Source organism: Streptomyces sp. NPDC008001 (genome assembly GCF_042958085.1).
In the GTDB taxonomy this organism is placed as follows: Bacteria; Actinomycetota; Actinomycetes; order Streptomycetales; family Streptomycetaceae; genus Streptomyces.
Genome location: NZ_JBIBIZ010000003.1, coordinates 189,926 through 214,420 on the forward strand (window position 1 = coordinate 189,926; position 24,495 = coordinate 214,420).

19 protein-coding genes are annotated in these 24,495 nt (G+C 75.3%); 11 read left to right on the plus strand and 8 right to left on the minus strand.

The features are described 5' to 3' along the window. Positions 1 to 18 precede the first annotated feature (18 nt). The 9 genes from ACFZCD_RS09270 to ACFZCD_RS09310 all read left to right on the plus strand — a co-directional run bounded on the left by ACFZCD_RS09270 (position 19) and on the right by ACFZCD_RS09310 (position 12,484). A complete protein-coding gene (locus tag ACFZCD_RS09270) occupies positions 19 to 1,839 on the plus strand; it encodes a thiamine pyrophosphate-requiring protein (protein WP_391829181.1) in 1,821 nt (606 codons plus the stop codon). Beyond that, positions 1,836 to 2,312 (plus strand): hypothetical protein, encoded by a 477-nt coding sequence (locus ACFZCD_RS09275; RefSeq protein WP_391829182.1) that lies wholly within the window; start codon positions 1,836 to 1,838, stop codon positions 2,310 to 2,312. Before ACFZCD_RS09270 ends, ACFZCD_RS09275 begins: the two co-directional genes overlap by 4 nt. 2 nt (positions 2,313 to 2,314) lie before the next feature. After that, the gene (locus tag ACFZCD_RS09280) at positions 2,315 to 4,753 is read left to right on the plus strand and encodes a GMC family oxidoreductase (protein WP_391829183.1); all 2,439 of its coding nucleotides are present in this window, start codon (positions 2,315 to 2,317) and stop codon (positions 4,751 to 4,753) included. Then, positions 4,750 to 5,871, plus strand: coding sequence for an enolase C-terminal domain-like protein (locus ACFZCD_RS09285; protein WP_391829184.1), 1,122 nt, complete (start codon positions 4,750 to 4,752; stop codon positions 5,869 to 5,871). Before ACFZCD_RS09280 ends, ACFZCD_RS09285 begins: the two co-directional genes overlap by 4 nt. A 45-nt stretch (positions 5,872 to 5,916) precedes the next feature. Continuing rightward, the gene (locus ACFZCD_RS09290) at positions 5,917 to 6,945 is read left to right on the plus strand and encodes an SDR family oxidoreductase (RefSeq protein ID WP_391829185.1); all 1,029 of its coding nucleotides are present in this window, start codon (positions 5,917 to 5,919) and stop codon (positions 6,943 to 6,945) included. A gap of 94 nt (positions 6,946 to 7,039) precedes the next feature. Next, positions 7,040 to 7,996, plus strand: a complete 957-nt coding sequence (locus ACFZCD_RS09295) for a TIGR03557 family F420-dependent LLM class oxidoreductase (RefSeq protein ID WP_391829186.1) — start codon at positions 7,040 to 7,042, stop codon at positions 7,994 to 7,996. 70 nt (positions 7,997 to 8,066) lie between these two features. Next, positions 8,067 to 8,612 (plus strand): type 1 glutamine amidotransferase domain-containing protein, encoded by a 546-nt coding sequence (locus ACFZCD_RS09300; RefSeq protein WP_391829614.1) that lies wholly within the window; start codon positions 8,067 to 8,069, stop codon positions 8,610 to 8,612. A gap of 173 nt (positions 8,613 to 8,785) precedes the next feature. Beyond that, complete coding sequence (locus ACFZCD_RS09305) at positions 8,786 to 9,247, plus strand: XRE family transcriptional regulator (protein WP_391829187.1); 462 nt, start codon at positions 8,786 to 8,788, stop codon at positions 9,245 to 9,247. A gap of 360 nt (positions 9,248 to 9,607) precedes the next feature. Then, positions 9,608 to 12,484 (plus strand): AAA family ATPase, encoded by a 2,877-nt coding sequence (locus ACFZCD_RS09310; protein WP_391829188.1) that lies wholly within the window; start codon positions 9,608 to 9,610, stop codon positions 12,482 to 12,484. Positions 12,485 to 12,519: 35 nt separating this feature from the next. Here the strand turns inward: ACFZCD_RS09310 and ribA are convergent, their stop codons facing one another. Together ribA and ACFZCD_RS09320 are read right to left on the minus strand one after the other, a co-directional pair. Beyond that, a complete protein-coding gene (ribA, locus tag ACFZCD_RS09315; RefSeq protein ID WP_391829189.1) occupies positions 12,520 to 13,143 on the minus strand; it encodes a GTP cyclohydrolase II RibA in 624 nt (207 codons plus the stop codon). 250 nt (positions 13,144 to 13,393) lie between these two features. After that, complete coding sequence (locus ACFZCD_RS09320; RefSeq protein ID WP_391829190.1) at positions 13,394 to 14,869, minus strand: MFS transporter; 1,476 nt, start codon at positions 14,867 to 14,869, stop codon at positions 13,394 to 13,396. Positions 14,870 to 14,950: 81 nt separating this feature from the next. On the opposite strand from ACFZCD_RS09320, the gene ACFZCD_RS09325 reads away from it, so the two are divergent. Further along, the gene (locus ACFZCD_RS09325; RefSeq protein WP_391829191.1) at positions 14,951 to 15,256 is read left to right on the plus strand and encodes an ArsR/SmtB family transcription factor; all 306 of its coding nucleotides are present in this window, start codon (positions 14,951 to 14,953) and stop codon (positions 15,254 to 15,256) included. Positions 15,257 to 15,307: 51 nt separating this feature from the next. Here the strand turns inward: ACFZCD_RS09325 and ACFZCD_RS09330 are convergent, their stop codons facing one another. From ACFZCD_RS09330 to ACFZCD_RS09350, 5 genes are read right to left on the minus strand one after another with little or no spacing between them, the layout of a single operon-like run. Continuing rightward, the gene (locus tag ACFZCD_RS09330) at positions 15,308 to 16,066 is read right to left on the minus strand and encodes a class I SAM-dependent methyltransferase (protein WP_391829192.1); all 759 of its coding nucleotides are present in this window, start codon (positions 16,064 to 16,066) and stop codon (positions 15,308 to 15,310) included. Further along, entirely contained in the window at positions 16,063 to 18,432 is a 2,370-nt protein-coding gene (gene pucD, locus ACFZCD_RS09335; protein WP_391829193.1) for a xanthine dehydrogenase subunit D, read from the minus strand. Before pucD ends, ACFZCD_RS09330 begins: the two co-directional genes overlap by 4 nt. Beyond that, on the minus strand, positions 18,429 to 18,917 hold the full coding sequence (locus tag ACFZCD_RS09340; protein WP_391829194.1) for a (2Fe-2S)-binding protein: 489 nt from the start codon (positions 18,915 to 18,917) through the stop codon (positions 18,429 to 18,431). The genes pucD and ACFZCD_RS09340 overlap by 4 nt, the downstream gene beginning before the upstream one ends. After that, positions 18,908 to 19,813 carry an FAD binding domain-containing protein gene (locus ACFZCD_RS09345; protein WP_391829195.1) on the minus strand — a complete coding sequence of 302 codons (906 nt, stop codon included), beginning with the start codon at positions 19,811 to 19,813 and terminating at the stop codon, positions 18,908 to 18,910. Before ACFZCD_RS09345 ends, ACFZCD_RS09340 begins: the two co-directional genes overlap by 10 nt. A 19-nt stretch (positions 19,814 to 19,832) precedes the next feature. Further along, entirely contained in the window at positions 19,833 to 20,618 is a 786-nt protein-coding gene (locus ACFZCD_RS09350; protein ID WP_391829196.1) for a class I SAM-dependent methyltransferase, read from the minus strand. Positions 20,619 to 20,830: 212 nt separating this feature from the next. Between ACFZCD_RS09350 and ACFZCD_RS09355 the strand changes: the two genes are divergently transcribed. Continuing rightward, positions 20,831 to 21,559, plus strand: a complete 729-nt coding sequence (locus ACFZCD_RS09355) for an MBL fold metallo-hydrolase (RefSeq protein WP_391829197.1) — start codon at positions 20,831 to 20,833, stop codon at positions 21,557 to 21,559. A 36-nt stretch (positions 21,560 to 21,595) separates the two neighbouring features. On the opposite strand, the gene ACFZCD_RS09360 is transcribed toward ACFZCD_RS09355, so the two are convergent. Beyond that, the gene (locus tag ACFZCD_RS09360) at positions 21,596 to 24,442 is read right to left on the minus strand and encodes an AAA family ATPase (protein ID WP_391829198.1); all 2,847 of its coding nucleotides are present in this window, start codon (positions 24,440 to 24,442) and stop codon (positions 21,596 to 21,598) included. Between the last annotated feature and the right edge of the window lie 53 nt (positions 24,443 to 24,495).

Genomic DNA, 24,495 nt, shown 5'->3' on the forward strand with positions numbered 1-24,495 from the left:
CCCGTGAAAGGGAGACCCATGTCCACCAAGGTGTCCGACCACCTCCTCCAGCGGCTGCGCGAATGGGACGTCGACCGCGTGTTCGCCTATGCGGGTGACGGCATCAACGGCCTGCTGGCCGCGTGGGGCCGGGCGGACGACAACCCGCGGTTCATCCAGTCCCGCCACGAGGAGATGTCCGCCTTCGAGGCCGTGGGCTACGCGAAGTTCTCCGGCAAGGTGGGCGTGTGCGCCGCGACCTCCGGGCCCGGCGCGATCCACCTGCTCAACGGCCTCTACGACGCCAAGCTCGACCACGTGCCGGTGGTGGCGATCGTCGGGCAGACCAACCGCAGCGCGATGGGCGGCTCCTACCAGCAGGAGGTGGACCTGCTGAGCCTGTACAAGGACGTCGCCTCCGAGTTCTGCGAGATGGTGACCGTCCCCGAGCAGCTGCCGAACGTCCTGGACCGGGCGATGCGCACGGCCTACACGAAGCGCACGGTGACGGCGCTGATCATCCCGGCCGACGTGCAGGAGCTCGACTACTCGCCGCCGCAGCACGCGTTCAAGATGGTCCCCTCCAGCCTCGGCGTGGCGCCCTACGCGCCCGTGCCCGCGGACACCGAGATCTCCCGGGCGGCGGAGCTGATCAACGCCGGTGAGCGGGTGGCGATCCTCGTCGGCCAGGGCGCCCGCGGCGCGCGCGCCGAGGTCGAGCAGCTCGCCGGCGTCCTCGGCGCCGGGGTGGCCAAGGCGCTGCTGGGCAAGGACGCGCTGCCCGACGACCTGCCGTACGTGACCGGCTCCATCGGGCTGCTGGGCACCCGGCCCTCGTACGAGCTGATGCGCGACTGCGACACGCTGGTCGTCATCGGGTCGAGCTTCCCGTACACGCAGTTCCTGCCGGAGTTCGGGCAGGCGCGCGCGGTGCAGATCGACATCGACCCCTTCATGGTCGGCCTGCGCTACCCCTTCGAGATCAACCTCGTCGGCGACGCGCGGGAGACCCTCGCGCGGCTGCTGCCGCAGCTGAAGCCGAAGGAGCACGGCGCGTGGCGGGCCGGCATCGAGAAGAACACCGCCCGCTGGTGGGAGGTGATGGAGCGGCGCGCCGCGGTCTCCGCCGACCCGGTCAACCCGGAGTACGTCTTCCACGCCCTGGACCCGCTGCTGCCCGACAACGCGATGCTGTCGGCCGACTCGGGCTCGGCCGCCAACTGGTACGCCCGCCACCTGCGGATCCGCGGCGCCATGCGCGGCTCGCTGTCGGGCACGCTGGCCACGATGGGCCCCGGCGTGCCGTACGCCATCGGCGCCAAGTTCGCGCACCCCGACCGGCCGGCCATCGCCCTCGTCGGCGACGGGGCGATGCAGATGAACGGGATGGCCGAGCTGATCACCGCCGGTAAGTACTACAAGGAGTGGCAGGACCCGCGGCTGATCGTGGCCGTGCTCAACAACCAGGACCTCAACCAGGTCACGTGGGAGATGCGCGCCATGGAGGGCGCCCCGCAGTTCCTGCCCTCGCAGGCCATCCCCGACGTGCCCTACGCGGACTTCGCCCGCTCGATCGGCCTCGACGGCGTGCGCGTGGAGGAGCCCGGCGCGGTCGTCGCCGCCTGGCAGCAGGCCCTCGCCGCCGACCGGCCCTTCGTCATCGACTTCCGCACCGACCCGGCCGTGCCGCCCATCCCGCCGCACGCGACCCTCGACCAGATCGAGGCCGCGGCCGCGGCGGTCCTCAAGGGCGACAGCGACCGCGCCGCCGTGGTCCGGCAGGGGCTCAAGGCGAAGATCCAGGACATCCTGCCCGGCGGCCACAAGCACCGCGGGCACGCGGCGGGTGACGGCGGATGAGCCCGCTGCCGCGGAGGGCACGGCGCCGGCCGGCGGCCAAGGCGCCGTACCTCCTCGACCGCATGGTGCGGAACGTCCGGCACGGCCGCTTCGAGCGCACGCTGTCCCTGCTGACGGCGGTCGGTTCCGTGGTCACGGCCGCGGAGATCTACCTGGAGCACGACCGGGCCAGCTTCGGCAACCGCGTGATGTGGTGGCCCGTGCTGCTCGGGCCCGTCGGGGCCGCTGCGGGCGTGGCCGGGTTCGCCAGCGAGCGGATGGCCAAGACCGCCCTGCCCCTGGCGTCGGCGGCGATCGCCGCCAACGGCCTGCAGGGCACCTACCTGCACGTCCGCGGCATCGCCCAGAAGCCCGGCGGCTGGTCCATGGCCCGCTACAACATCGAGCTGGGGCCGCCGCTGTTCGCGCCGCTGCTGGTCACGATGGTCGGCGGCATGGGCCTGCTGGCCGCCCTGCTGCGCAGGGAACGGTGACCGTGCGGGGCCACGACGAACCCGGCGGGCGGGACGCGCCGGTCCCGGGGCGGAAGCACCACCGGTTCCCCGGCTACGACGTGCTCGCCCAGGCCGGGACGTGGGACGCCACCACCTCCGGCGTCGTCCTCTCCCGCACCGCCAGGCTCCCGGACCTGCGGTTCTTCACCCTCGCCGAGGAGGCCGTGGCCCGGCCGCTCTTCGACCACCTGCTCGCGCAGTGGGACGACCCCAGGGTGCCCGTCCTGCAGATGGTCGACGCCCGGCTCGCCGAAATGCAGACCGACGGCTGGCGGTACGCCGACATGCCCGAGGACGACGAGGCGTGGCGGCGCTCGCTCGCCGCCCTCGACGACGACGCCCGCGCCGCGCACGGCACCCCCTTCCCCGGCCTCGCGCGCGAACGGCAGGCCGCGCTGATCCAGGCCGTGCGCGACACCGGCAGCGCACGCTGGCACGGCATGCCCGCCGGCCACGTGTGGGGGCTGTGGACCCGCTACACCGCCACCGCGTTCTACTCCCACCCCTGGGCCTGGAACGAGATCGGCTTCGGCGGCCCGGCCTACCCGCGCGGCTACCTCCGGCTCGGCGAGGGCCTGCGCGAGCGGTGGGAAGTGGCCGAGCAGCACCCGGTCGACCCCGTCGCCGAGGACCCCGAGGAAGAACCGCCGCCCTACGAGACGCTCCGCGAACCGCCGCGTTCCCCCTCCCTGCCCCGCCCCACCGCCCGGACCGTCCTCTCCTCGGCCGCCGCCACCCTGCGGCAGACCACCGCCTCCCACCGCCCGGTCCGCGAACGCAACGCCTCCGCCTGGCTCCTGCCCCGCGACGACACCCGCTTCGACCCCGCCCTCATCGGCGGCATGCGCCGCTTCGCCGACACCGACGAGGTCGACCTCGTCGTCATCGGCTGCGGCGCCGGCGGCGCGACGCTCACCCAGCGCATGGCCCGGCACGGCTGGTCGGTGGTCTGCCTGGAGGCCGGCCCGTTCTGGAACCCCGACCACGACTGGGTCAGCGACGAGGCCGGCTCGCACCACCTGTACTGGACGGAACCGCGCGTCATCTCCGGCGACGACCCGGTCCCGCTGGGCTCCAACAACTCCGGGCGCGGCGTCGGCGGCTCCACCACGCACTTCGCCGGCTACACGCCCCGCTTCCACCCCTCCGACTTCTCCACGCTCACCGACGACGGGGTGGGCGCCGACTGGCCGCTGCGCTACGAGGACCTGCGCGCTTCGTACGAGCGGATCGAGCAGGAGCTGCCCGTCGCCGGCCAGTACTGGCCGTGGGGCGACCCGCACCCCTACCCGCACGCCCCGCACCCCGTCGGCGGCAACGGCGAGGTGTTCCTGCGCGGCGCCGCCGCCCTGGGCATCGAGGCGCGCGTGGGCCCGGTCGCCATCACCAACGGCCGCTTCGGCAACCGCCCGCACTGCATCTACCGCGGCTTCTGCCTGCAGGGCTGCAAGGTCAACGCCAAGGCTTCCACCCTCATCACGCACGTCCCCGACGCGCTGGCCCACGGGGCCGAGATCCGCGCCGACTCCATGGTGACGGGCATCGAACTCGACGCGCAGGGCCGCCTGGCCACCGGCGTCCGCTACGTGCACCAAGGCAGGGAACGGCTGCAGCGCGCCCGCATGGTCGCCGTCGCCGGCTACTCCATCGAGACGCCCCGGCTGCTGCTGAACTCCGCCTGCCGCCGCTTCCCCGAGGGACTGTGCAACGACTTCGACCTCGTCGGCCGCTACATCATGGTGCAGGGCGCACCGCAGACCTCCGGCCGGTTCACCGAAGAGGTGCGCGCCTACAAGGCGCCGCCCCCCGAAGTCAGCACCGAGGACTTCTACGAGACCGACCGGTCCAAGCCGTACCGGCGCGGCTTCTCCGTGCAGACCGTCGCCCCGCTGCCGATCGTCTGGGCCGAGCACGTCGCGGCCCAGGGCCACTGGGGCGAGGACCTGCGCACCTACATGGGCGACTACATCCACTGGGCGACCCTCGGAGCCCTGTGCGAACTGCTGCCCCAACCGGACAACCGCGTGACCCTCTCGTCCGAGAAGGACCGCTACGGCCTGCCCGTCGCCCACTTCTCCTACAGCCAGTGCGACAACGACCGCATGCTCATCCGCGCCGCGCGCACCGTGATGGAGGACATCCTGCGCGCGGCCGGCGCCACCGAGGTGATCACCATCAACCGGTACGCCCACCTCGTCGGCGGCTGCCGGATGGCCGCGGGGCCCCGAAGCGGCGTCGTCGACGCCGACCTGCGCACCTTCGCCGTGCCCAACCTGCTCATCACCGACGGCAGCGTGCTGCCCACCCAGGGCAGCGCCAACCCGGCCCTGACCATCATGGCCCTCGTCGACCGCGCCGCCGGGCGGCTGGCCGCCGGGGCCCGCAGCGGCCTCCGCTCGCCCGCGGGAGCCCCCCGGTGAGCCGCCCCGCCGCCGGCGACCCCCTCGTCGAGAGCGTGGAGACCGCCGTCTACACCGTCCCCACGGACGCCCCCGAGGCGGACGGCACCCTGGCGTGGGACTCCACCACGCTGGTGCTGGCGTCGGTGCACTCCGGCGGCACCACCGGCACCGGCTGGACCTACGGCGCCCCGGCCACCGCCGAAGTGATCACCGGTCAGCTCGCGGGCGTCGTCACCGGCCGCCCCGCTCTCGACGTGCCGGCGGCCAACGAGGCGATGAGCCGCGCCGTGCGCAACGCCGGCCGCCCCGGCCTCGTCGCCGGCGCCCTCTCGGCCGTCGACATCGCCCTGTGGGACCTCAAGGCCCGGCTGCTCGGCCTGCCGCTCGTGCGGCTGCTCGGCGCGTGCCGCACGGACGTGCCCGTCTACGGCAGCGGCGGCTTCACCACCTACGACGACGCCCACCAGGACCGCCAGCTGCGCAGCTGGACCGAGGAGCTCGGCATCCCCCGGGTCAAGATCAAGATCGGGGAGTCGTGGGGCGGCGCGGAGGACCGGGACCGCGACCGCGTCGCCCGCGCCCGCCGCAGCATCGGCGACCGCGCGGAGCTCTACGTCGACGCCAACGGCGCCTACACCCGCAAGCAGGCCGTCCGGCTGGCCCGGCACCTGGACGCCCACGGCGTCCTCTGGTTCGAGGAGCCTGTCTCCTCCGACGACCTCACCGGCCTCGCGCAGATCCGCGCCGCGACCCTGCCCGACGTCGCCGCGGGCGAATACGGCTACACCCTCTCCTACTTCGGCCGCATGCTGGAGGCCGGCGCCGTGGACTGCCTGCAGGCCGACGCCACCCGCTGCGGCGGCATCACCGTCTGGCTGCGGGCCGCCGCCCTGGCCGAGGCGGCCGGAGTGCAGATCTCCGGGCACTGCGCCCCCCACGTCCACGCCCACGCGGCGGCCGCCGTGCCCAACCTGCGCCACCTGGAGTGGTTCCACGACCACACCAGGATCGAGTCGCTGTTCTTCGCCGGCGCCCTCGACCCGGGCGGCGGATCCGTCCGCCCGGGCGAGGAGGGCACGCCGGGCCACGGCCTGGTCCTGCTCGCCGGCCGCGCCGAACCGTACCGGGTGCGCTGACCGCCCGACCAGGTCAGCACCCGCCGCCCCAGGGAAAGGAGCCCCATGACCCGGACCGTCGTCATCACCGGCGCCAGCGCGGGGATCGGCCGCGCCACGGCCCGCATGTTCGCCCGCAAGGGCGACCGGGTGGCCCTGCTGGCCCGGGGCGGGGCCGGGCTCGCGGCCGCCGCCGCCGATGTCACCCGGCTGGGCGGCAGGGCCCTCGTCCTGCCCACCGACGTGGCCGACCACGCCCAGGTGGAGGCCGCGGCGAGCGCCGCGGAGGACGCGTTCGGGCCCATCGACGTCTGGGTCAACGCCGCCTTCACCTCCGTCTTCGCGCCCTTCAGCCGCATCACGCCGGAGGAGTACGAGCGCGTCACCGCCGTCACCTACCTCGGCTGCGTCCACGGCACCAGGGCCGCACTGAGCCGGATGCTCCCGCGCGACGCGGGCACCGTCGTCCAGGTCGGCTCGGCGCTCGGCTACCGCTCCGTGCCCCTGCAGTCCGCCTACTGCGGCGCCAAGCACGCCGTCAACGGCTTCACCTCCGCCGTACGGACCGAGCTGCTCGCCCGGCACAGCCGCGTCCGCATCACGGTCGTGCAGATGCCCGCGGTCAACACCCCGCAGTTCTCCTGGGTGCTGTCCAAGCTGCCCAACCACCCCCAGCCCGTCCCGCCGATCTACCAGCCGGAGGTCGCCGCCCGCGCCGTCTTCCACGCGGCCTGCCGGCCCCGGCGCAAGCAGTACTACGTCGGCGGCTCGACCCTCGCGACGATCCTGGCGGACAAGGCGGCCCCGGCCCTGCTGGACCGCTACCTGGCCCGTACCGGCATCTCCTCCCAGCAGACCGACGAGCAGGTGCGCCCGGACCGGCCGCACAACCTGTGGCAGCCGGTGGACGACGCCGCCGGCGGCGACTTCGGCGCCCACGGCGTCTTCGACGAGCGGTCCCACGGGCGCTCCCCGCAGGCGGCCCTCGCCCGGCACCCGGAGCTGTTCGCGGCCGCCGGCCTGCTCGCCGCGGCCGCAGCGGCCCGCACGGCCCTGCGCCGGTGCCGGCGCGGAGGGCGCGGTTGCGGGGAGTGACGGGCCGGGGCACGGATTTCCGCCCGGGTGTTTCCGCGGCGCCCGAGGGGATACCCGGTGGCCGAAGCCCCGGCCCTCCAGGAGGTCACCCCCGATGACGGAATACGGCTACTTCCTGTCCAGCGAGGAACACGGCCCCGCCGACCTGGTCGAACAGGCGCGCATGGCCGAACAGGCCGGCTTCACCTCCCTGTGGATCTCCGACCACTACCATCCGTGGAACGCCGAACAGGGCCAGAGCCCCTTCGTCTGGTCGGTGATCGGCGCGCTCTCGCAGGCCACCTCGCTGCCCGTGCGGACGGCCGTCACCTGCCCGATCATGCGGATGCACCCGGCCGTCGTCGCCCAGGCGGCCGCCACCGCCGCCGTCCAGCTGGAGGGCCGCTTCCGGCTCGGCGTGGGCAGCGGCGAGGCGCTCAACGAACACATCCTCGGCGACCCCTGGCCACAGGCGGCGGTGCGGCTGGAGATGCTGCAGGAGGCCGTCCAGGTGATGCGGCTCCTCTTCGAGGGCGGCGAGGTCAGCCACCACGGCAAGCACTACACCGTCGAGAACGCCCGGCTGTACACCGTCCCCGACGAGCCCGTGCCCATCGACATCTCGGCGTTCGGGCCGACCGCGACCGAGCTCGCCGGGCGCATCGGCGACGGCTTCCTCACCATGGCCCCCGACGCCGAGGCGGTCGACCGCTTCCGGCGCAGCGGCGGCGGCACCAAGCCCGCGCACGGCGGGCTGAAGGTGTGCTGGGGCACCGACCGCGACGAGGCCCTCCGCACGGCGCACCGGCTGTGGGCCACCGAGCAGCTCCCCGGCGAGCTGGCCCAGATCCTCCCCACCCCACGCCACTTCGAGCAGGCGAGCGAGCTGGTCCCGGAGGAGCGGGTCGCCGCCGCGGTGACGTGCGGGGACGACGTGGAGGCCCACCTGGCCGCGATCGGCGCCTACGCCGACGCCGGCTTCGACACCGTCTACATCAACCAGATCGGTCCCGACCAGCGCGGCTTCTTCGACTTCTACCGCAGCAAGGTGCTGCCGCAGCTGCCGGACTGAGCCTTGCCGCACACCGTTTCCGTACACACCGTTCCCACCCGGATCCCACCGAACGAGGACCCCCATGACCATGCGGATCGCATTTCTCGCGGCACCGGAGGGTGTCGAGCAGGCCGAGCTGACGGACCCCTGGCAGGCCGTCATGGACAGCGCCGGGGCACCGCGGCTGGTGTCCACGAAGACGGGCCGCATCCAGGCCTTCCACCACCTCGACAAGGCGGACACCTTCGCCGTCGACGAGGACGTGGCCACGGCGCGGGCCGGCGACTTCGACGGCCTGGTCCTGCCCGGCGGCGTCGCCAACCCCGACTTCCTGCGCATGGACGAGCGGGCCGTCGCCTTCGTCAAGGCGTTCTTCGACGCCGGCAAGCCCGTCGCCGCCATCTGCCACGCCCCCTGGACCCTCGTCGAGGCGGACGTCATGCGCGGCCGCACGCTCACCTCCTGGCCCAGCCTGCGCACGGACATCCGCAACGCGGGCGGCACGTGGGTGGACGAGGAGGTCGTGGTCTGCAACGACGGGCCCGGCACGCTGGTCACCAGCCGCAAACCGGCCGACCTGAAGGCGTTCTGCACCGCCGCCCTCGCCGAGTTCCGCAAGGCGGCGGGCGACTGACCCGCCGCCTCGCGGCGGCCGGTGAGCACGGGCGTTTTCCTGCGCGGGGGCGGGGTCGCGGGACATGCTGAGTGCATGTCCGATCACAGCGAGCGAGTTCCGGGGCGCCCGGGGGCGCGGGGCCCGGCCCCGCGTGCCTAAACTGGTCCCGTGCAGAGGGGGGTTGGCAGAGGATGAGTGAAGAGAGGGACGGTCCGGACCGGCGCCGCCTCACGGTGGCGGAGAAGCTCGACCACCTGCTCAAGATGCGTGCCGGGCCGAGCGAGAACGGCAAGCCGTCCTACAAGAAGCTGGCCGCGGAGATCGCCGCGCAGTCCGGCGAGACCTTCTCCAGTGTGTATCTGTGGCAGCTGCACCGCGGCGAGCGGACGAATCCGACGCTGCGGCACCTGTGCGCGCTCGCCGCGTACTTCGACGTGCCCGTCTCCTACTTCACCGAGGACGACGTGGCCCGGCGGATGATCGACGAAGAGGTCCTGGCCGGCCGCGAACTGGACCAGGCGATGGCGGAGGCCGGGGTGAGCGCGGTCTATCTGCGCGGCGACCTCGCGGCGCTCTCCCCGGAGGGGAAGCGGATGGCCGCCGACATGATCCGCAAGCTCCGGGAGCTGGAACAGGGCACGCAGCGCTCCTGACGCCCGCCGGACTCCCGCCCTCCCCCGACCCCGGCCGGAGCCCCGCTCCGTATCCCCGGACCCGGATCCCCCGAGCCACGGGCGCCGCGCAGCAGGCGGCGCCCGTGGCTCCGGCACACCTGTTGAAATGCCCCAACTCTCAAGTTAGGGTCACTTCTTGTCATGCCATAAGCTACGGTGAGCCAACTATTGGTCAGCTTGTTCATATGAGTTAACGTCTTCGACTTCACGGTCCGGCCTCCTGAGACACATCACTACCCACGGCAACACGGCAGCAAAGACCAGGCCGGAAACGGGGGACCCGGGGGAGTGGCATGCAGCTCCGGGACGGCCCCGCCGCCTTACGGGGAGGGCACGCGCGTGCACGACATCCTGAAAGCCGCCGGCGACGGCCGGGGTCAGAGCATCCTCATCGAAGGCACGGCCGGCATGGGGCGCACCAGACTCCTGCGCGAGGCCATGGACCAGGCCGGAGAACACGGCCTTCACCTGCTGTCCGCCCGCGCCCGCGCCTCCGAGCAGGACGCCGAGTACAGCGTCGCGCAGCAGCTCATGGCCGGCGCCCGGAGCATCCTGGACGGCGCCGCGGAGGGCCCCGCCGGCCCCGCCGCCCCGGGCCTGTGGGAAGCCCACCTCAACTGCCCCGCCCCGTACGCCGCGCACCCCGCGCCCGGCTCCGGGGCGGTCCACCCGCTGGCCCGGCTGCTGGCCACCGGCACCCCGCTGATGCTGGCCGTCGACGACCTCCAGTGGGCCGACACCGCGTCCCTGCGCTGCCTCGGCTACCTGATGGCCCGTCTGGAGAACACGCCGGTCGTCGTCGTCGCCACCGTCGCCCTCGGCGAGACCCCCGGCGATCCGGTCCTCGCCGAGGTGCTCTCCTCCTTCCGCCACCGGGTGCTGTTAAGAGGCCTGTCCGCCGAGGAGACCGCCCGCGTCGCCGCCGACGCCTTCGCCGCCACCGACTCCGGCGCGGCCGCCCCCGAGACCCCCGACCCCCGCTTCGTGGCAGCGTGCCGCACCGCCACCGGCGGCAGCCCGTACCTCCTCGAAGCCCTCTTCCGCCTGATGCGCCTGCACGGCCTGCGGCCCGACGCCGAAGCCGCCGGCCGCCTCGGGGAACTCGCCCCGGTGGAGGTCGCCGACACGCTCCTGCCGCGCTACGACCGCGCCTACCCCGGCGCCGCGGCGGTGCTCCAGGCCACCGCCGTCCTGGACGGCTCCGCCACCACCACCATGATCGCCCGGCTGCTCGGGCTGGACGCGCTCGGCGCGGCCGACGTCGTCGACGCCCTCGTCCGGGCAGGCGCCCTCACCGGCCAGGACAGCGTCGTCCGCTTCGCCCGGCCCGTCCTGCGCACCGCCGTCCTCGCCCGCATCCCGCCCAGCCGCCGCGACGCCCTGCACGCCCGCGCCGCCCAGCTCCTCCACGAGTCCGGCGCCCCCGCCGAGCGCGTCGCGGCCCAGCTCCTGCGCGTCCGCAGCACCCTGGGCCTGCACTGGACCTGCACCGTGCTGTGCACGGCGGCCGGCGAGGTCATCCAGCGCGGCGACACCGGCCGCGCGCGTGCCTACCTGCACCGCGGCCTGGAGGAGTGCGAGGGCCCCTGCCGGGGCAAGCTCCTGCGCACCCTCGGACGGATCGAGCTCGCCGCCGACCCGGCCGCCGCGGTCGAACACCTGCGGCGCGCCCTCGCCCTGCAGCCCGACCCCGCCGGACGCGCCGACATCCGGCTGTGCATCGCCCACGCCCTGCAACTCCTGGGCCGGCCCGAGGAGGCCGAACGCGTCCTCCTGGAAGGGGTGGCGGAGGCCCGCAGCGCGGAGGAGGCCGCCGCGGACGCCCTGCGGGCCGAGCGCTGCCTGCTGCGCGAGCTGAACCACGCCGTCGACGCGGCCGTCGAAGCGGACTGCGCCGCGGTCGCCGACCCGCTCCCCACCGCGGCCCACGCGACGCCGGGCGAGCGCCACACCCGGCTCAGCCTGGCGGCCCTGCGCTCCTCGCGCCGCGGCGAGGAGCGCGACCGGGCCGTCCACCAGGCCCGGCAGGCGCTGCAGGAGGAACACGTCAGCCTCGACTGGCGCATCGCGACCCGCACCGTGCCCCTGCAGGTGCTCGCCCGCGCGGACGAGCTCGACCTCGCCCTGACCGAGTGCCACGCGCTGCTGGAGCGGGCGCGGGCCGAGGGCTCGCGCACCCTGCTCACGATCGCCCACAGCATGCGCGCCGAAGTCCGCTACCGCACCGGTGACATCCCCGGCTGCCTGGAGGACGCGCGCGCGGCCCTGGAGCCCGCCGGCACCTCGCCCTCCGGCCACTGGAGCCGCACCGGGCAGGCGATGGCCGCGGTCGTCGCGGCGCTGCTGGAGGCCGGTGAACTGCGCGAGGCCAACCGGGCGCTGAACGAATTCGGCCTGGACGCCGAGGTGCCCGAGGGCGCCGCGTTCGCGGCCCTGCTCTTCCACCGCGGCCGGCTCCGCGTGGCCTGCGGCCATCCGCAGGCCGGCCTGGCCGACCTGATGGAGTGCGGCCGCCGGCTCGGCGCCGCCGGCCAGCTCAACCCGTCGGTGCTGTCCTGGCGTTCGGAAGCGGCCCTCGTCCACGCCGCGCTCGGCGAGCGCGAGACCGCGCTCGCCCTCGTCGACGAGGAGCTCGCCCGGGCCCGCCGCTGGGGCGGCCGCCGGGCGACCGGCCGGGCCCTGCGCGTGGCCGGGCTGCTGGCCAAGGGCCTCGGCGGGGAAGAGGCGCTGCAGGAGGCCGTCGAGGTGCTGGAGGACTCCTCGGCCAGGCTGGACCTGGCCCGGGCGCTGACCGACCTGGGCATCCTGATGCGCAAGTCGAGCCGGCTCGGCGAGGCCCGCGAGCACCTGCGGCGCGCGCAGTCCCTGGCCGAGCAGTGCGGGGCGGCCGTGCTGGCCCAGACGGCCCGTCAGGAGCTGCTGGTGGCCGGGGCCCGGCCGCGGCGGTCCACCGAGGCCGGCATCGACGCCCTCACCCCGACCGAGCGCCGGGTCGCGCTCATGGCGGTGGCCAAGTTCACCAACCGGGAGATCGCGGCGAAGCTGTTCGTCACCCAGCGCACCGTGGAGCTGCACCTGAGCCGCGTCTACCGCAAGCTGGCCGTGCAGGGCCGGTCCGGCCTCGCCGGGTACTTCGCGGAGCTGCCGGAGAGCGGCTCCGCGGGCTCCGGGGTGCGCCCGGAGCCCGCGGCCTGGTCCGGCGCCCGGGCCGGGTGAGGACCCGGCCCGGGGGCGGCGCGTGAGGGAGCGCCTCACGCCCGGCAGGCGCCTGCGAAGCCGATCCGCTCCTCGACGGCGATGCCGTACCAGCTCAGCTGCTGCACCTTGTCCGGGTTGCTGGTCAGCAGCCTGACCCGGCAGACGCCCAGGGCCCGGAGCATCTGGGCGGCCGCGTGGTAGTCACGGGAGTCGTCGGCGAGGCGCAGGCCGTGTCCCGCGGCGGGGACGCCGGGACCGGGGTCCTGGGCGCCGTACGCGTCGAGCTTGTCGTAGAGGCTGATGTCGCGGCTGCCCCTGCCCTCCTGGCGCAGGTAGAGCAGGATGCCGCCCTCCGCCGCCACCCGCTGCAGCGACTCGTCCAGCTGCGGCCCGCAGTCGCACCGCCCCGAGCCGAGGACGTCGCCGGTCAGGCACTCCGAGTGGACGCGGACCAGCGGGACGTCCGGGTGGCGGGTGTAGGAGACCGCGATGTGCTCCCGGCCGTCGGACAGCCCGTCGAAGGTGATGACGTGCGCGGTCTGCCAGGAGCCGTCGGCCAGGTGGAGCGGGATCTCCACCCGGGACCGGACGCGGGCCCCGCCGCGGTGGCGCTCCGCCGTGAGCAGGGGCCCCGTTCCGCCGGCCGGCACGCCGCCGCCGAGCACTGCTTCGGGCATGGTTCCCTCCCGTGACTCCGCTCCCGCCTGACGGAGGGGGAGCTTCCCGGCTGCGGCCCGGCCCGGGCCCGCCCCTTGCGGGGCGGTCGGGCACCGGGGCCGCACACCCGGCGCGTCGTTCGCACCGGGCTCCTCAAGCATCACGAAAAGTGCGGCCGCGAACAGCACGGACCGGCCCGGTACAGCGACCGAAGCTTTTCCGCGCCGCGCACCGAACCGGGCCCGCGCACACCGGAACGGGGCCGGGAGATCAGGCGGTGCGTTCCGGTTCCTGCAGGGTCGCCGCGGCCGCGGCACCGCTCTCCGGGCCGCCGTCCGCGGTGCCGCCGCCGGTGACCTTGCGGACGGCGGTCCGCAGGCCCGCGGCGATGCCGAGGAAGGCGCACGCGGCGGCGATGACGTAGATGATGCCGAGCCCGCGGCTGTCGGACCAGTCGTGCGAGGAGCCGTAGGCGGTGATGGCGGTGCCGAGGCCGGTCATCACGGCGACCGACAGGGTCTCGCACAGCTGCAGGCTCGAACTCGCCGCGCCCTCCTTGCCCTTGTCGGCCAGGGACAGGACGATCGTGGTGACGGCGGGGTAGACGAAGCCCATGCCGAGACCGGCGACGGCCCAGCCGGCGATGGCGAGCGGGACGCTCTTGAGGTCCGTGCCCACCGCCAGGGCGATCAGCGCGTCACCGGCGACGAGCAGGACGAAGCCCAGGACGACGCGGGCGTGCCGGCCCTTGCCACCGCTGCGGGTGTCCAGCTTCGCCTGCAGCCAGGCGCCGCTGACCCAGGTGAGGGCACCCGCGGACAGCGCGAGGCCGGAGCCGAGGGTGTTGAGGCCGAGCACGCGGGTCATGCTGAGCGGGAAGAAGGACTCGCCGCCGTAGTAGGCGGCGCTGACCAGGCCGCGCACGATCATGCCGGCGGGCATGCCGCGGCGGACGGTGAGCGTGCCGGCGGGCAGCAGCCTGCCGAGCACGGGCAGGGTGATCGCGACGCCGACGACGACCAGCGGCACGAGCACGGCGAGGTTGCGGTTCTCCAGGCCGGCGAGCAGCGCGCCGACGCCGAGCACCAGCAGTACGGTCAGCGGCAGCCGGTTCTCGCCCGGCGTGCCGTCGCCGGTGGGCTTCAGCTTGCGCATCGCGGGCAGGGTGAGCAGGGCGGCGGCGGGCACCAGGGGGACGAGGATCAGGAAGACCACGCGCCAGTTGGTGGCGCCCGCGATCGCACCGGCGATGGCCGGGCCGAGCAGGGCGGGCAGCGTCCACGCCGAGGCCACCAGCGCCAGCATCCGGGCCCGCAGCTCGTCGGGGTAGGCGAGGCCGACGATCAGGTAGGCCAGGGCGAGGACGCCGCCGACGCCGAGGCCCTGCAGGACGCGGCCCAGCAGCAGGATCCACCAGTCGGAGGCGATCGCGGCGACCACGCAGCCGATCACGAAGACGACGAAGGCCTGCACGTAGGGGCGGGTGGGGCCGGCCTTGTCGGCGCCCTGGCCGGCGGCGATGGTGCCGAAGAGGTTGGCGAGCATGAAGGCGGTGAACGCCCAGCCGAAGAGGTGGACCCCGCCGAGGTCCTCGGCGGCCTCCGGCAGGACCGTGGCGACGCCCAGCCAGAGGAAGGCCACCAGCGTGACCGACGTGATGAGCCCTAACGACAGTGCGCGGTAGCGGGGGGAGAGGACGCCGCCCCCGGCGGCGTCGGCGCCGGGCGCCTCGGTCTTGTCGGTCATCGGACCTCCGAACCAGTGTCCATAGGCAATTTCCTATTTAGGAGATCCACTATATAGACGCTATTTGATAGCCTGTCAAACGTGAGAGAACCTGCGGAGGACAAGACGGACGTCGCCATGCTCCGGGCGCTCGGACACCCCGTGCGGCTCGGCATCATGCGTGCGCTGGCGGCCGAACCCGAGACGTGCGCCTGTGACTTCACGGAGCTCTTCGAGGTCACCCAGCCGACCATCAGCCAGCACCTGAAGGTGCTGCGCGAAGCCGGCCTCGTGGTCACCCGCCGCCGCGGCACCCAGATCTGCTACTCGGTCCGTCCCGAAGGCCTCGACCGGCTCCACGAACTCCTGGCGGCCATCCACCCGCCCCGGCTGGCGGCCGCCGGCTGACCGGCCGCCCGGCCCCGGTGCCGGCCGGTGCACCGGGGCGCCGGCGCGCCCTCAGCGGCGCGCCTCGAACATGACGATCGGGGGATTGGCGAGGAAGCCGTCCCAGTAGGCCGCGCCGAACCGCTCCCGGGCCGCGTCCGGCACGTGCAGCGGCACCCAGGACAGCCGCGCGAAGCCCGCCGCCGCGAACGCCGCCTCGTACACCTCCGGCCGGATCAGGCAGGTCTCGAAGGTGATCGGCGGCTCCAGCGCCGCCGTGACCCGGATGCGGGTGCCGAACGCCGAGGTCTCCAGCGGGTCGAAGGCGAAGCCGTACGGGGCGGGCGGCGGCCCGTCGAAGGAGAAGCTCGGGTTCTGCGTCACGCCGAGGAACCGCCCGCCCTGCGGCAGCCGTTCGAAGGCGCCGCGGCACATGGCCGTCAGCGTCTCCTCGTCCCGCGCGTAGTTGAGCAGGTAGGCGGCGGTGACGACGTCGAAGCGGCCGAGGTCCGGCAGGTCCGCCGCGTCCGCGGTGACGTAGCGGGTGCCCAGCGGCGCCCGTTCCTCGGCCGCCCGGGCCGCCGCGACCATCTCCTCCGAGACGTCCGCCCCCACCACCCGGTCCGCGCCCAGCAGCTTGGCCTGCCGGGTGTAGAAGCCGTCGCCGCACGCCAGGTCGAGGACGTCCAGCCCGGTCACGTCGCCGAGCAGGGCGAGGAAGCTCGCGCGCTCCGGGTGGACCGTGGGCAGCGACCGCGCGTCCTCCCAGCGCGCTCCGATCACGTCGTACTGCGCGGCTGCGCGCTCCTGGGTCGTGCGCTCCTGGGTCATGAAGGGTCTCCTCCGGTGGGCGGGGCCCCGGCCGTGGCCGGCCCGGGGACGGACGGTGCCGGGCCCGCGGTGTCCGTGCCGGTCAGTCCCGCCACGTCCTCGGGGCGCAGCGGGATGCGCGGCAGGGCGAGGCCGGTGGCGTCCCGGACGGCCGCCGCGACGGCGGCCGGGCTGGAGATGTTCGGGGGCTCGCCGACGCCGCGCACGCCGTAGGGGGCGTGGGGGTCGGCCAGTTCGAGCACGTCCACGTGCATCGGCGGCACGTCGTGGACGGTCGGGACGAGGTAGTCGGTGAAGGACGGGTTCTGCATCAGGCCGCCCTCGACCCGGATCTCCTCCATCAGTGCCAGCCCCAGGCCCTGCACGGTGCCGCCGTGGATCTGGCCCAGCAGGGCCTGCGGGTTGACGGCCTTGCCGACGTCCTGTGCGGTGGCGATCTCGACCGTGCGGACGAGGCCGAGCTCGACGTCGACGTCGACCACCGCCCGGTGCGCGGCGAAGGCGAACTGGAAGACCGAGTCGCCCTGCCCCGTGTGCGGGTCCAGGGGGAAGGTGGGCCGGTGGTGCCACTCGGCGGTCTCCTCGATCGCCTCGTCGCCCAGCACCTCGGCCAGCTTGCACAGGACCTCCCCGCCGGCGCCGGTCACCGCGCCGCCGGACAGGCCCGTGGCGGCGCCGGGCCGCCCCAGCAGCCGGTCCGCACGCTCCAGGACGCGGGCCCTGACGGCTTCCGCGGCCGCCTTCACCGCGCCGCCGGTGACGTACGTCTGCCGGGAGGACGACGACGGCCCGGCCGAGCCGAAGGAGCTGTTCCCGAACTCCACCGTCACCTGCTCGACGCCCAGTTCGGTCCGGGCGATCTGGGCCTGGACCGTCACCACGCCCTGGCCGACCTCGGCCGCCGCGCTGGTCACCACGGCCCGCGCCTGCCCGTCGCCGGCCTCCAGCCGGACCCGGGCGGTGGAGTAGTCGTCGAAGCCCTCCACGAAACCGACGTTCTTGAAGCCGACGGCGTAGCCCACGCCGCGCACGACGGACTCCCCGCGCGAGGTCGTCCGGCCCAGGTGGCCGCCCTCGGGCAGCGACGGCCCGGGCACCGGCCGGTCCCGCACCCGGCGCAGCAGCTCGGCGACCGGCGCCGGGTGGTCCAGGACCTGCCCGTTGGCCACCGCCGACCCCTCGGCCACCGCGTTGCGGACGCGCAGCTCGACCGGGTCCATGCCGAGTTCGCGGGCGAGGCGGTCCATCTGCGACTCGTAGCCGAAGCAGGCCTGCACGGCGCCGAAGCCGCGCATCGCCCCGCACGGCGGGTTGTTGGTGTAGACGACGCGCACGTCCACGTGCACGTCCGGCACCTCGTACGGGCCGGCGGAGCAGGTGGCGACGGTGCCGGCCACGGCGGGGGAGCTGGAGGAGTAGGCGCCGCCGTCGAGGACGATCGAGGCCTTGACGTAGACGAGCCGCCCGTCGCGCGTGGCCCCGTGCTCGTAGGCCATCTTCGCCGGGTGGCGGTGCACGTGGCCGACGAACGACTCGTCGCGGGTGTAGCACATCTTCACCGGGCGGCCGGTGCGCAGCGCGAGCAGGCAGGCGTGCGCGTGCATCGACAGGTCCTCGCGCGCGCCGAACGCCCCGCCGACGCCCGCCAGGCGCAGCCGCACCTTGTCCCGCGGCATGGCCAGGGCCGCCACCACCTGGTCGTGGTCGACGTGCAGCCACTGGGTGGCGACGTGCAGGGTCACCCCGCCGTCCGGGTCGGGCACGGCCAGGCCGGACTCCGGCCCCAGGAACGCCTGGTCCTGCATGCCGACCTCGTAGACGCCGCGCACGACCACGTCGGCGGTGAGCGGCTCGCCGCGGGCGGCCCGGCCGCGCCGGAGGGGCACGTGGCGCAGGAGGTTGCCGCCCGGGTGCACGGCGGGGGAGTCCGGGGCGAGGGCCGCCTCGGCGTCGGTGACCGGCGGCAGCACCTCGTAGGCGACGCGGACCAGCTCCGCGGCCCGGCGGGCCGTCTCCGGGTCCTCGGCGGCCACGACGGCGACCGGCTCGCCCTCGTAGCGGACGGTATCCACGGCGAGCACCGGCTGGTCGGCGACCATCGAGCCGTGCAGGTTGCGGCCGGGCACGTCACGGTGGGTCAGCACCGCACGGACGCCGGGCAGGGCGAGCGCGGCGGAGGTGTCGACGGCGCGGATCCGGGCGCGCGGGTGGGGGCTGCGCAGGGTGGTGCCCCACAGCATGTCCTCCGCGCACAGGTCGGAGGAGTACGCGAAGGCGCCGCGGACCTTCAGCGGGCCGTCCGGGCGGGGCGCGCTGTCACCGACCGTCCCGGGAAGGCGGCGGGCGTCCGGGGCGTGCGGGGTCACGGGCGGGGCTCCGGGGTGAGGGTGCGGGTGCGGGCGGCGGCGAGGCGGACGGCGTCCAGGACGTGCCGGTAGCCGGTGCAGCGGCACAGGTTCCCCGCGAGGGCGTCCTTGATCTCGGCCTCGCCGGGGTCGGGGCAGCGGCGCAGCAGGTCCTCCGCGGCCTTGAGCATGCCGGGCGTGCAGAAGCCGCACTGCACGGCGCCGCAGGCCAGGAACGCCTCCTGCACCGGGTGCGGGCCGTCCTCGCCGGCCAGGCCCTCGACCGTCCCGACGCTCCGGCCGTGGGCCTGCGGCGCGGGCACCAGGCACGCGCACACCAGCACCCCGTCCAGGTGGACCGAGCACGAGCCGCACTGGCCCTGCTCGCAGGCGTTCTTCGTGCCGGACAGGCCGAGGCGCTGCCGCAGGACGGACAGCAGGCTCTCCGTCCCGGCGACGCCGTCCACGTCGTGCCGCTCGCCGTTCACCGTCAGGGTCAGACGCATGACGCTCCCTCCGCCGGACGGCCCGGCCCGCGGCCCGCCCGGTAGTCGTCCCACACCCAGCACAGGCCCCGGCGCGCCAGCACCGCCACCGCGTGCCGGCGGTAGGCGGCCGAGCCGCGCACGTCGTCCACGGGTGAGGCCGCGGCGGCCGCCAGTTCGCCGAAGCGGGTGACCACGGCGTCCGGGAGCGGCCCCCGCGACCGCCACAGCCGCCGCCCGGCGAGCTCCCCGGCCAGGAACCGCTCGGCCTCGCGCGCGGGCCGGGGCGTCTCCGCCGCCGAGCCGATGCCGGTGCCCACCCAGGCGCGCGAGGGCCAGAGCGCCACGGCGAACGAGCAGGTCGCCATGGTCACGGCGGCGCGCCGTCCCGCCTTGGCGTAGCTCTGCGGCCCCTCGGCCGCAGGCACCCGCACCGCGCGGATCAGCTCGTCCGGCGCGCGGACCGTGCGGCCCGGGCCGGTGTAGAACTCCCGCACCGGCACCCGCCGGGTGCCGCGCACGGACACCAGCTCGACCTCGGCGTCGCACGCCAGCAGCACGGGATGGACGTCCCCGGTGGGGGAGGCGGTGCCGAGGGCGCCGCCCACGGTGCCCCGGTTGCGGATCTGGCGGGAGCCCACCGTGCGGGCCGCCGCCGCGAGCCCGGGCAGCGGGCCGGCCAGCTCCTCGGCGAGCCGCGTGTAGGGCACCGCCGCGCCCAGCCGGACCCCGCCGGCCGGCCGCTCCCAGCGGGCCAGGCCGGGGATCCGGGTGAGGTCGACGGCGGCGGGCGGGCGCTCCCGGTCCCGGGTCAGCCGCACCATCACGTCGGTGCCGCCGGCCACGGGAACGGTGCCGGCGCGGGCGGCCAGGGCCTCCAGCGCGTCGTCCAGGCGCTCGGGCAGCAGGAATTCCATGGCAGGCGTGGTCCCGCGCTCATCCGCGCCGGTCCGCGGCGCCCTTGACGCAGCGGAAGACCACCCACGGCGGATTGGCCCTGAAGTCGTCCCAGTACTCCGGCCCGTACTCCAGCACCCCCTCGACGGACAGCGGGACCGGGCTCCAGGCGCAGCCGTGGAAGCCCGCCGCCGCGAAGGCCTCCTCGTACACCCGCCGCGGCGGCAGGTACGCGCTGAAGCTCACCGGGGGCCGCGTGTGCGCGGTGACCCGGATCCGGCCCTCGTGCGCCGGGTCAGGCTCGCGGCCGAAGGAGAAGCCGTACGTCTCCGGCAGCGGCCGGCCGAAGTCGAAGTCCGGGTGCGCGACGAAGGCCCGCAGCTCGCCGCCCTCGCGCAGGTTGCGCGCGCAGGAGCGGGCCATGCGGGCCATCACGTCCGGCGAGCCCGCGTAGTTGAACAGGTACGCGGCCAGGACGACGTCGAAGTCCCCCAGCCGCGGCAGGTCGGCGCCGTCGCCCACCGCGTACTCGACGCCCAGCGGCTCGTGCTCCTCCGCGGCCCGGCCGACCTCGACCATCTTCGGCGAGATGTCCACGCCCAGCACGCGCCGCGCGCCCAGCCGCCGGGCGTGCCGGCTGTAGACGCCCGTGCCGCAGGCGAGGTCGAGGACGCTCCGGCCGCGCACGTCGGCCAGCAGGCCCAGCACGCCGGGCCGTTCCACGAACCGGGTCAGCGGAAGCAGCTTGGACAGCTCGTAGTCCCCGCCGATCCGGTCGTACTGCAGATCGTCATGGGCTGCGCGGACGGCGGCGGTGTCGGTCATGGGGCGCGTCTCCTTCGTCCGGACGTTCGGGACCTCACGATTCCGCCCGCCGCGCGGCACGTGGATCACGGAGCGGCCCGTAACACTCCCCGGAGCATTTGGGTGCCGGTACCGAGACAACAGCCGGGGGGCGCCGCCGGACCGGCGCCCCGGCGGTAGAAGGAGAGCAGGAGGACCGGCGGACCGCGGGTCCGGAGAGAGGGAGCAGGGCCATGGAGACCCGGGTCACGGAGATCGCGCCGGACATCTACCGGCTGTCGACCTACGTCGAGGAGGCGGACTTCCTGTTCAACCAGTTCCTCGTCGTCGCCGAGGAGCCGCTGCTGTTCCACTGCGGCCTCCGGGCGCTCTTCCCCCTGGTGTCGCAGGCCGTGGCCCGGGTGATGCCGGTGGCCGGCCTGCGCTGGATCACCTTCGGGCACGTCGAGGCCGACGAGTGCGGCTCCCTCAACTCCTGGCTCGCCGCCGCCCCGCAGGCCCGGGCGGCGCACGGCGCCATGGGATGCCTGGTGTCCGTGAACGACCTGGCCGACCGCCCGCCGGTGCCGCTGGCGGACGGCCAGGTGATCGACCTCGGCGGGAAGCGGGTCCGCAGGCTGGAGACCCCGCACATGCCGCACGGCTGGGACGCCGGGCTGCTCTACGAGGAGACCACGCGCACCCTGTTCTGCGGGGACCTCTTCACCCGGGTCGGCGACGCGCCGGCCCTGACGGAGCAGGAGATCGTCGGGCCGGCGGTGGCCGCCGAGGACGTCTTCGGCGCGACCTGCCTGACGGCCGCCACCGCCCCCGCCATGCGCCGGCTCGCCGCGCTGGAGCCGGCGACGATGGGCCTGATGCACGGCCCCTCGTACAACGGCGACTGCGCGCAGGCCCTGCTGGACCTGGCCGGGGCGTACGACGAGAGGTTCACGGCCTCGGTCGAGCGCGCCGGGAGCTAGGGGAGAGGCCCGGCCCGGCGCCGCCGGGACGGCGCCCTACGCACAGGACTCCGCCGCCTCGTGCTCGTGCGGGCACGAAGGGGACGCCGGGCGCTGATCACCCGTCACCAGGCGGAGCGCACGGCGGTCCGGGATCGACAGCTTGCGGTAGACCCGGCTCAGGTGCATCTCCACCGTGCGCCGCGTCACGTACAGCCGCCCCGCGATCTCCCGGTTGGTGAGGCCCTCCGCCGCGAGCAGCGCCGTGCGCCGCTCGGCGGGCGTGAGGGAGGCGGGACCGATCTCGGTGTCGCGGCGCGGCCGGGCACCGGCCTCGACCATGTCCTGGCGCAGCTCCTGCACCAGGACGTGGGCCCCGCACTTCTCGGCCAGCGCGGCGGCGGCCCGCAGGTGCTCCCGGGCCTGCCGCGCCCTGCGGGTCCGCATCAGCTCGCGGCCCAGGTCGCGCAGCGCCCGCGCCTCGTCGAGCGCGGCACCCGCCTCCCGCAGCAGCCCGGCCGACTCCGTGAGGAGCGCCGCCCGCTCCTCGCCGGGCGCGAGCAGGCCCGCGGCGCGCAGGGCGATCCCCACGGCGTGGGGCGCGCCGAAGTCCCGGGCGAGGGCCAGCTCCTCCCGGACGAGCTCCCGGGCGGTCTCCTCGGCGCCGAGCCGGGCGTGCGCCAGGGCCGCCTCGGAACGCCACGGGTACGGCACCGGGCCGGTCCAGCAGCGGTGCAGCATCAGCCGCCCGCACTCCTCCAGGTCCGCCAGCCCCGGCCCGACCCGCCCCAAGGAGACCTGCAGCCGCCCGCGGTGGAAGAGCAGCCCGGGCAGCGTGGCGGCGGGCACCGCGCTCTCCAGGCCGGGCTCCAGCAGCACGCGCTGCGCCTGGTCCGCGTCCCCGGACTCGTAGAGGGCGCTGCCCAGCCAGCCCCGGGCCATGGCGGAGCCCAGCCACTCGCGCTCGGCGGGCTCGGGGCCCTGCTCCAGAACGGCGTGCGCCGCCTCCAGACACTGCGTCAGGCGGCCCGCGCGGTAGGCGCATTCGGCGAGCACGGCGCGGGCCAGCGCGGCCACGGTGCGCGAGCCCTCCGCGGTCGCCGCGGCGAGCAGGGACGTGCCGTACTCCAGGGCCTCCTCCTCGGCGCCCGAGCGGGCCAGGACGAGGACGAGGCCCAGCCGCATCAGCGCGTGGTCGTTGACGGTGGCGGCCGGTTCGCCGAGCCCGAGGCGGGCCTGCTGGACGGCCTCGGCCCGCTGCACGCCGGCCCACTGCGCGCCCATGGCCTGGACCGCGGCCTCGGCGCGCCGCACCCACGGGCTCCGGGCGACCTCGCTCAGCTGCGCGGGGGAGGACGACGAGGGCACGGCCGGGCGCACGCCGCGGCCCTCGACGAGCTCCAGCAGGCCGCGTACGGCACGGAAGCCCGCCCGCAGCTCCTTGGGGGCGCCGGAGCGCTCCAGCTCCCCGGCCTCCAGCTCGACGATCCGCAGGGCCTCGGGGAGGTCGCCCGTCATCGCGGCGGCCTGCGCCAGGTCCAGCAGGGCCATGGCGCGCTGCTCGGTGTCGCCCCGGATGAGGTCGACGGTGCGGCGCAGCCGGGCGGCCGCGGCCTCGGGGCCGTCGGCGAGTTCGATGTGGCCGAGCCGGCGCAGCAGCCCCGGCTCCTCCTCCGGCCCGCACTCGGCGAGGCCGCGCTCCAGGCAGACGCGGGCCTCCGCGAGGGCGCCGCCCGCCAGCGCCGTGTCGGCCGCGTCGACGAGCAGCCGCAGGGCCCAGCGCTCGCCCAGGGGCGCGGCGGGGAGCAGGTGCGCGGTGATGCGCTCGCGCGGGGCGCTGCCCGCGTAGAGGGCCCTGGCGGCCTCCGCGTGCAGCCGGGCCCGCTCGCTGGGCGCCATCCGGGCCCGGAAGGAGGCCATGACGACGGGCTGGGCGAAGCCGATGCCGTCCCGGCCCTCCGTCAGGATGCCCCAGCGCACGAGCCGGTAGAGCGCGTCGGCGGCCTCTCCGGTGCCGATGCCGGCGAGCCGGGAGACGAGCGGGGCGGTCGCCCCGGGCGCGACGACCGACACGGCGTCGAGCACCGCACCGGTCTCGGGGGAGCAGCCGCCGAGCCGGGCCAGGAGCGTCTCGGCGATCTCCACCGGGCCCAGGGCGGCCACGCGGTCCGCGGAGACGTCGCCCGGCGCGAGGCCGGTGCGCAGCAGCTCGCGCAGCAGCGCCTGGAGAAGCAGCGGGTTGCCGCCGGTGGCCCGGCGGCAGGCGTCGGCGAGACCGGGGTCCGGCTGCTCGCCGGTGAATGCGGTGAGGAGGTAGCCGACGCTGTCCGTGGTGAGGCCCCGCAGCACCACGCGGCGGTGGAAGAACGAGGCGACCCCGGCCGGCGTCTCGGCCCCCTGCCGGTCCCCGCCCCCGCCCGCGGGACCGGGCCGGTCCACGCCGAGGGTGGCCAGCAGGACGACGGGCAGGCCCTCCAGACGGGCCGTCAGATAGCCGAGCCAGCGCAGCGACAGGGCGTCCGTCCACTGCAGGTCGTCGATGGCGACCAGCAGGGGAGCGTCCGCCGTGGCGGCCGTGATCAGCCGGTGCACCGCGGCGGCCTGCTCGGCCCCGGCGGTGCCGTCGGCGTCCCCGGCTGCCGGGTCCTCCCGGACCGCCTCCGCGCCCGGCAACCGGTCGCGTATCTGGTGCAGGACGCCGTGGTCCCGGCTCCGCTCGCCGGGTCTGGCGCGCGCGGAGACCGTCGTGAAGCCCCTGCTCCGGGCGGTCTTCAGTGCGGCGCGCACCAGGTGCGACTTGCCGGCGCCGATGCCGCCCTCCAGCAGCAGGCTGGCCCCCATTCCGGCTTCCGCGGCGGACAAGGCCCCGTCCAGGGCCGCTGTTTCGTTGTCGCGACTGAGCAACAGTCTTTCCCTCCCCTCGTACCTGCCGGGCCGTCACTGCGCCCGGTCTCCGG

Excerpts from the sequence above, each read along its gene's own strand:
- ACFZCD_RS09270 (WP_391829181.1), top strand. The coding sequence starts at position 19 with ATGTCCACCAAGGTGTCCGACCACCTCCTCCAGCGGCTGCGCGAATGG.
- ACFZCD_RS09275 (WP_391829182.1), top strand. The coding sequence starts at position 1,836 with ATGAGCCCGCTGCCGCGGAGGGCACGGCGCCGGCCGGCGGCCAAGGCG.
- ACFZCD_RS09290 (WP_391829185.1), top strand. The coding sequence starts at position 5,917 with ATGACCCGGACCGTCGTCATCACCGGCGCCAGCGCGGGGATCGGCCGC.
- ACFZCD_RS09295 (WP_391829186.1), top strand. The coding sequence starts at position 7,040 with ATGACGGAATACGGCTACTTCCTGTCCAGCGAGGAACACGGCCCCGCC.
- ACFZCD_RS09300 (WP_391829614.1), top strand. The coding sequence starts at position 8,067 with ATGCGGATCGCATTTCTCGCGGCACCGGAGGGTGTCGAGCAGGCCGAG.
- ACFZCD_RS09305 (WP_391829187.1), top strand. The coding sequence starts at position 8,786 with ATGAGTGAAGAGAGGGACGGTCCGGACCGGCGCCGCCTCACGGTGGCG.
- ribA (WP_391829189.1), bottom strand. The coding sequence starts at position 13,143 with ATGCCCGAAGCAGTGCTCGGCGGCGGCGTGCCGGCCGGCGGAACGGGG.
- ACFZCD_RS09320 (WP_391829190.1), bottom strand. The coding sequence starts at position 14,869 with ATGACCGACAAGACCGAGGCGCCCGGCGCCGACGCCGCCGGGGGCGGC.
- ACFZCD_RS09330 (WP_391829192.1), bottom strand. The coding sequence starts at position 16,066 with ATGACCCAGGAGCGCACGACCCAGGAGCGCGCAGCCGCGCAGTACGAC.
- ACFZCD_RS09340 (WP_391829194.1), bottom strand. The coding sequence starts at position 18,917 with ATGCGTCTGACCCTGACGGTGAACGGCGAGCGGCACGACGTGGACGGC.
- ACFZCD_RS09345 (WP_391829195.1), bottom strand. The coding sequence starts at position 19,813 with ATGGAATTCCTGCTGCCCGAGCGCCTGGACGACGCGCTGGAGGCCCTG.
- ACFZCD_RS09350 (WP_391829196.1), bottom strand. The coding sequence starts at position 20,618 with ATGACCGACACCGCCGCCGTCCGCGCAGCCCATGACGATCTGCAGTAC.
- ACFZCD_RS09355 (WP_391829197.1), top strand. The coding sequence starts at position 20,831 with ATGGAGACCCGGGTCACGGAGATCGCGCCGGACATCTACCGGCTGTCG.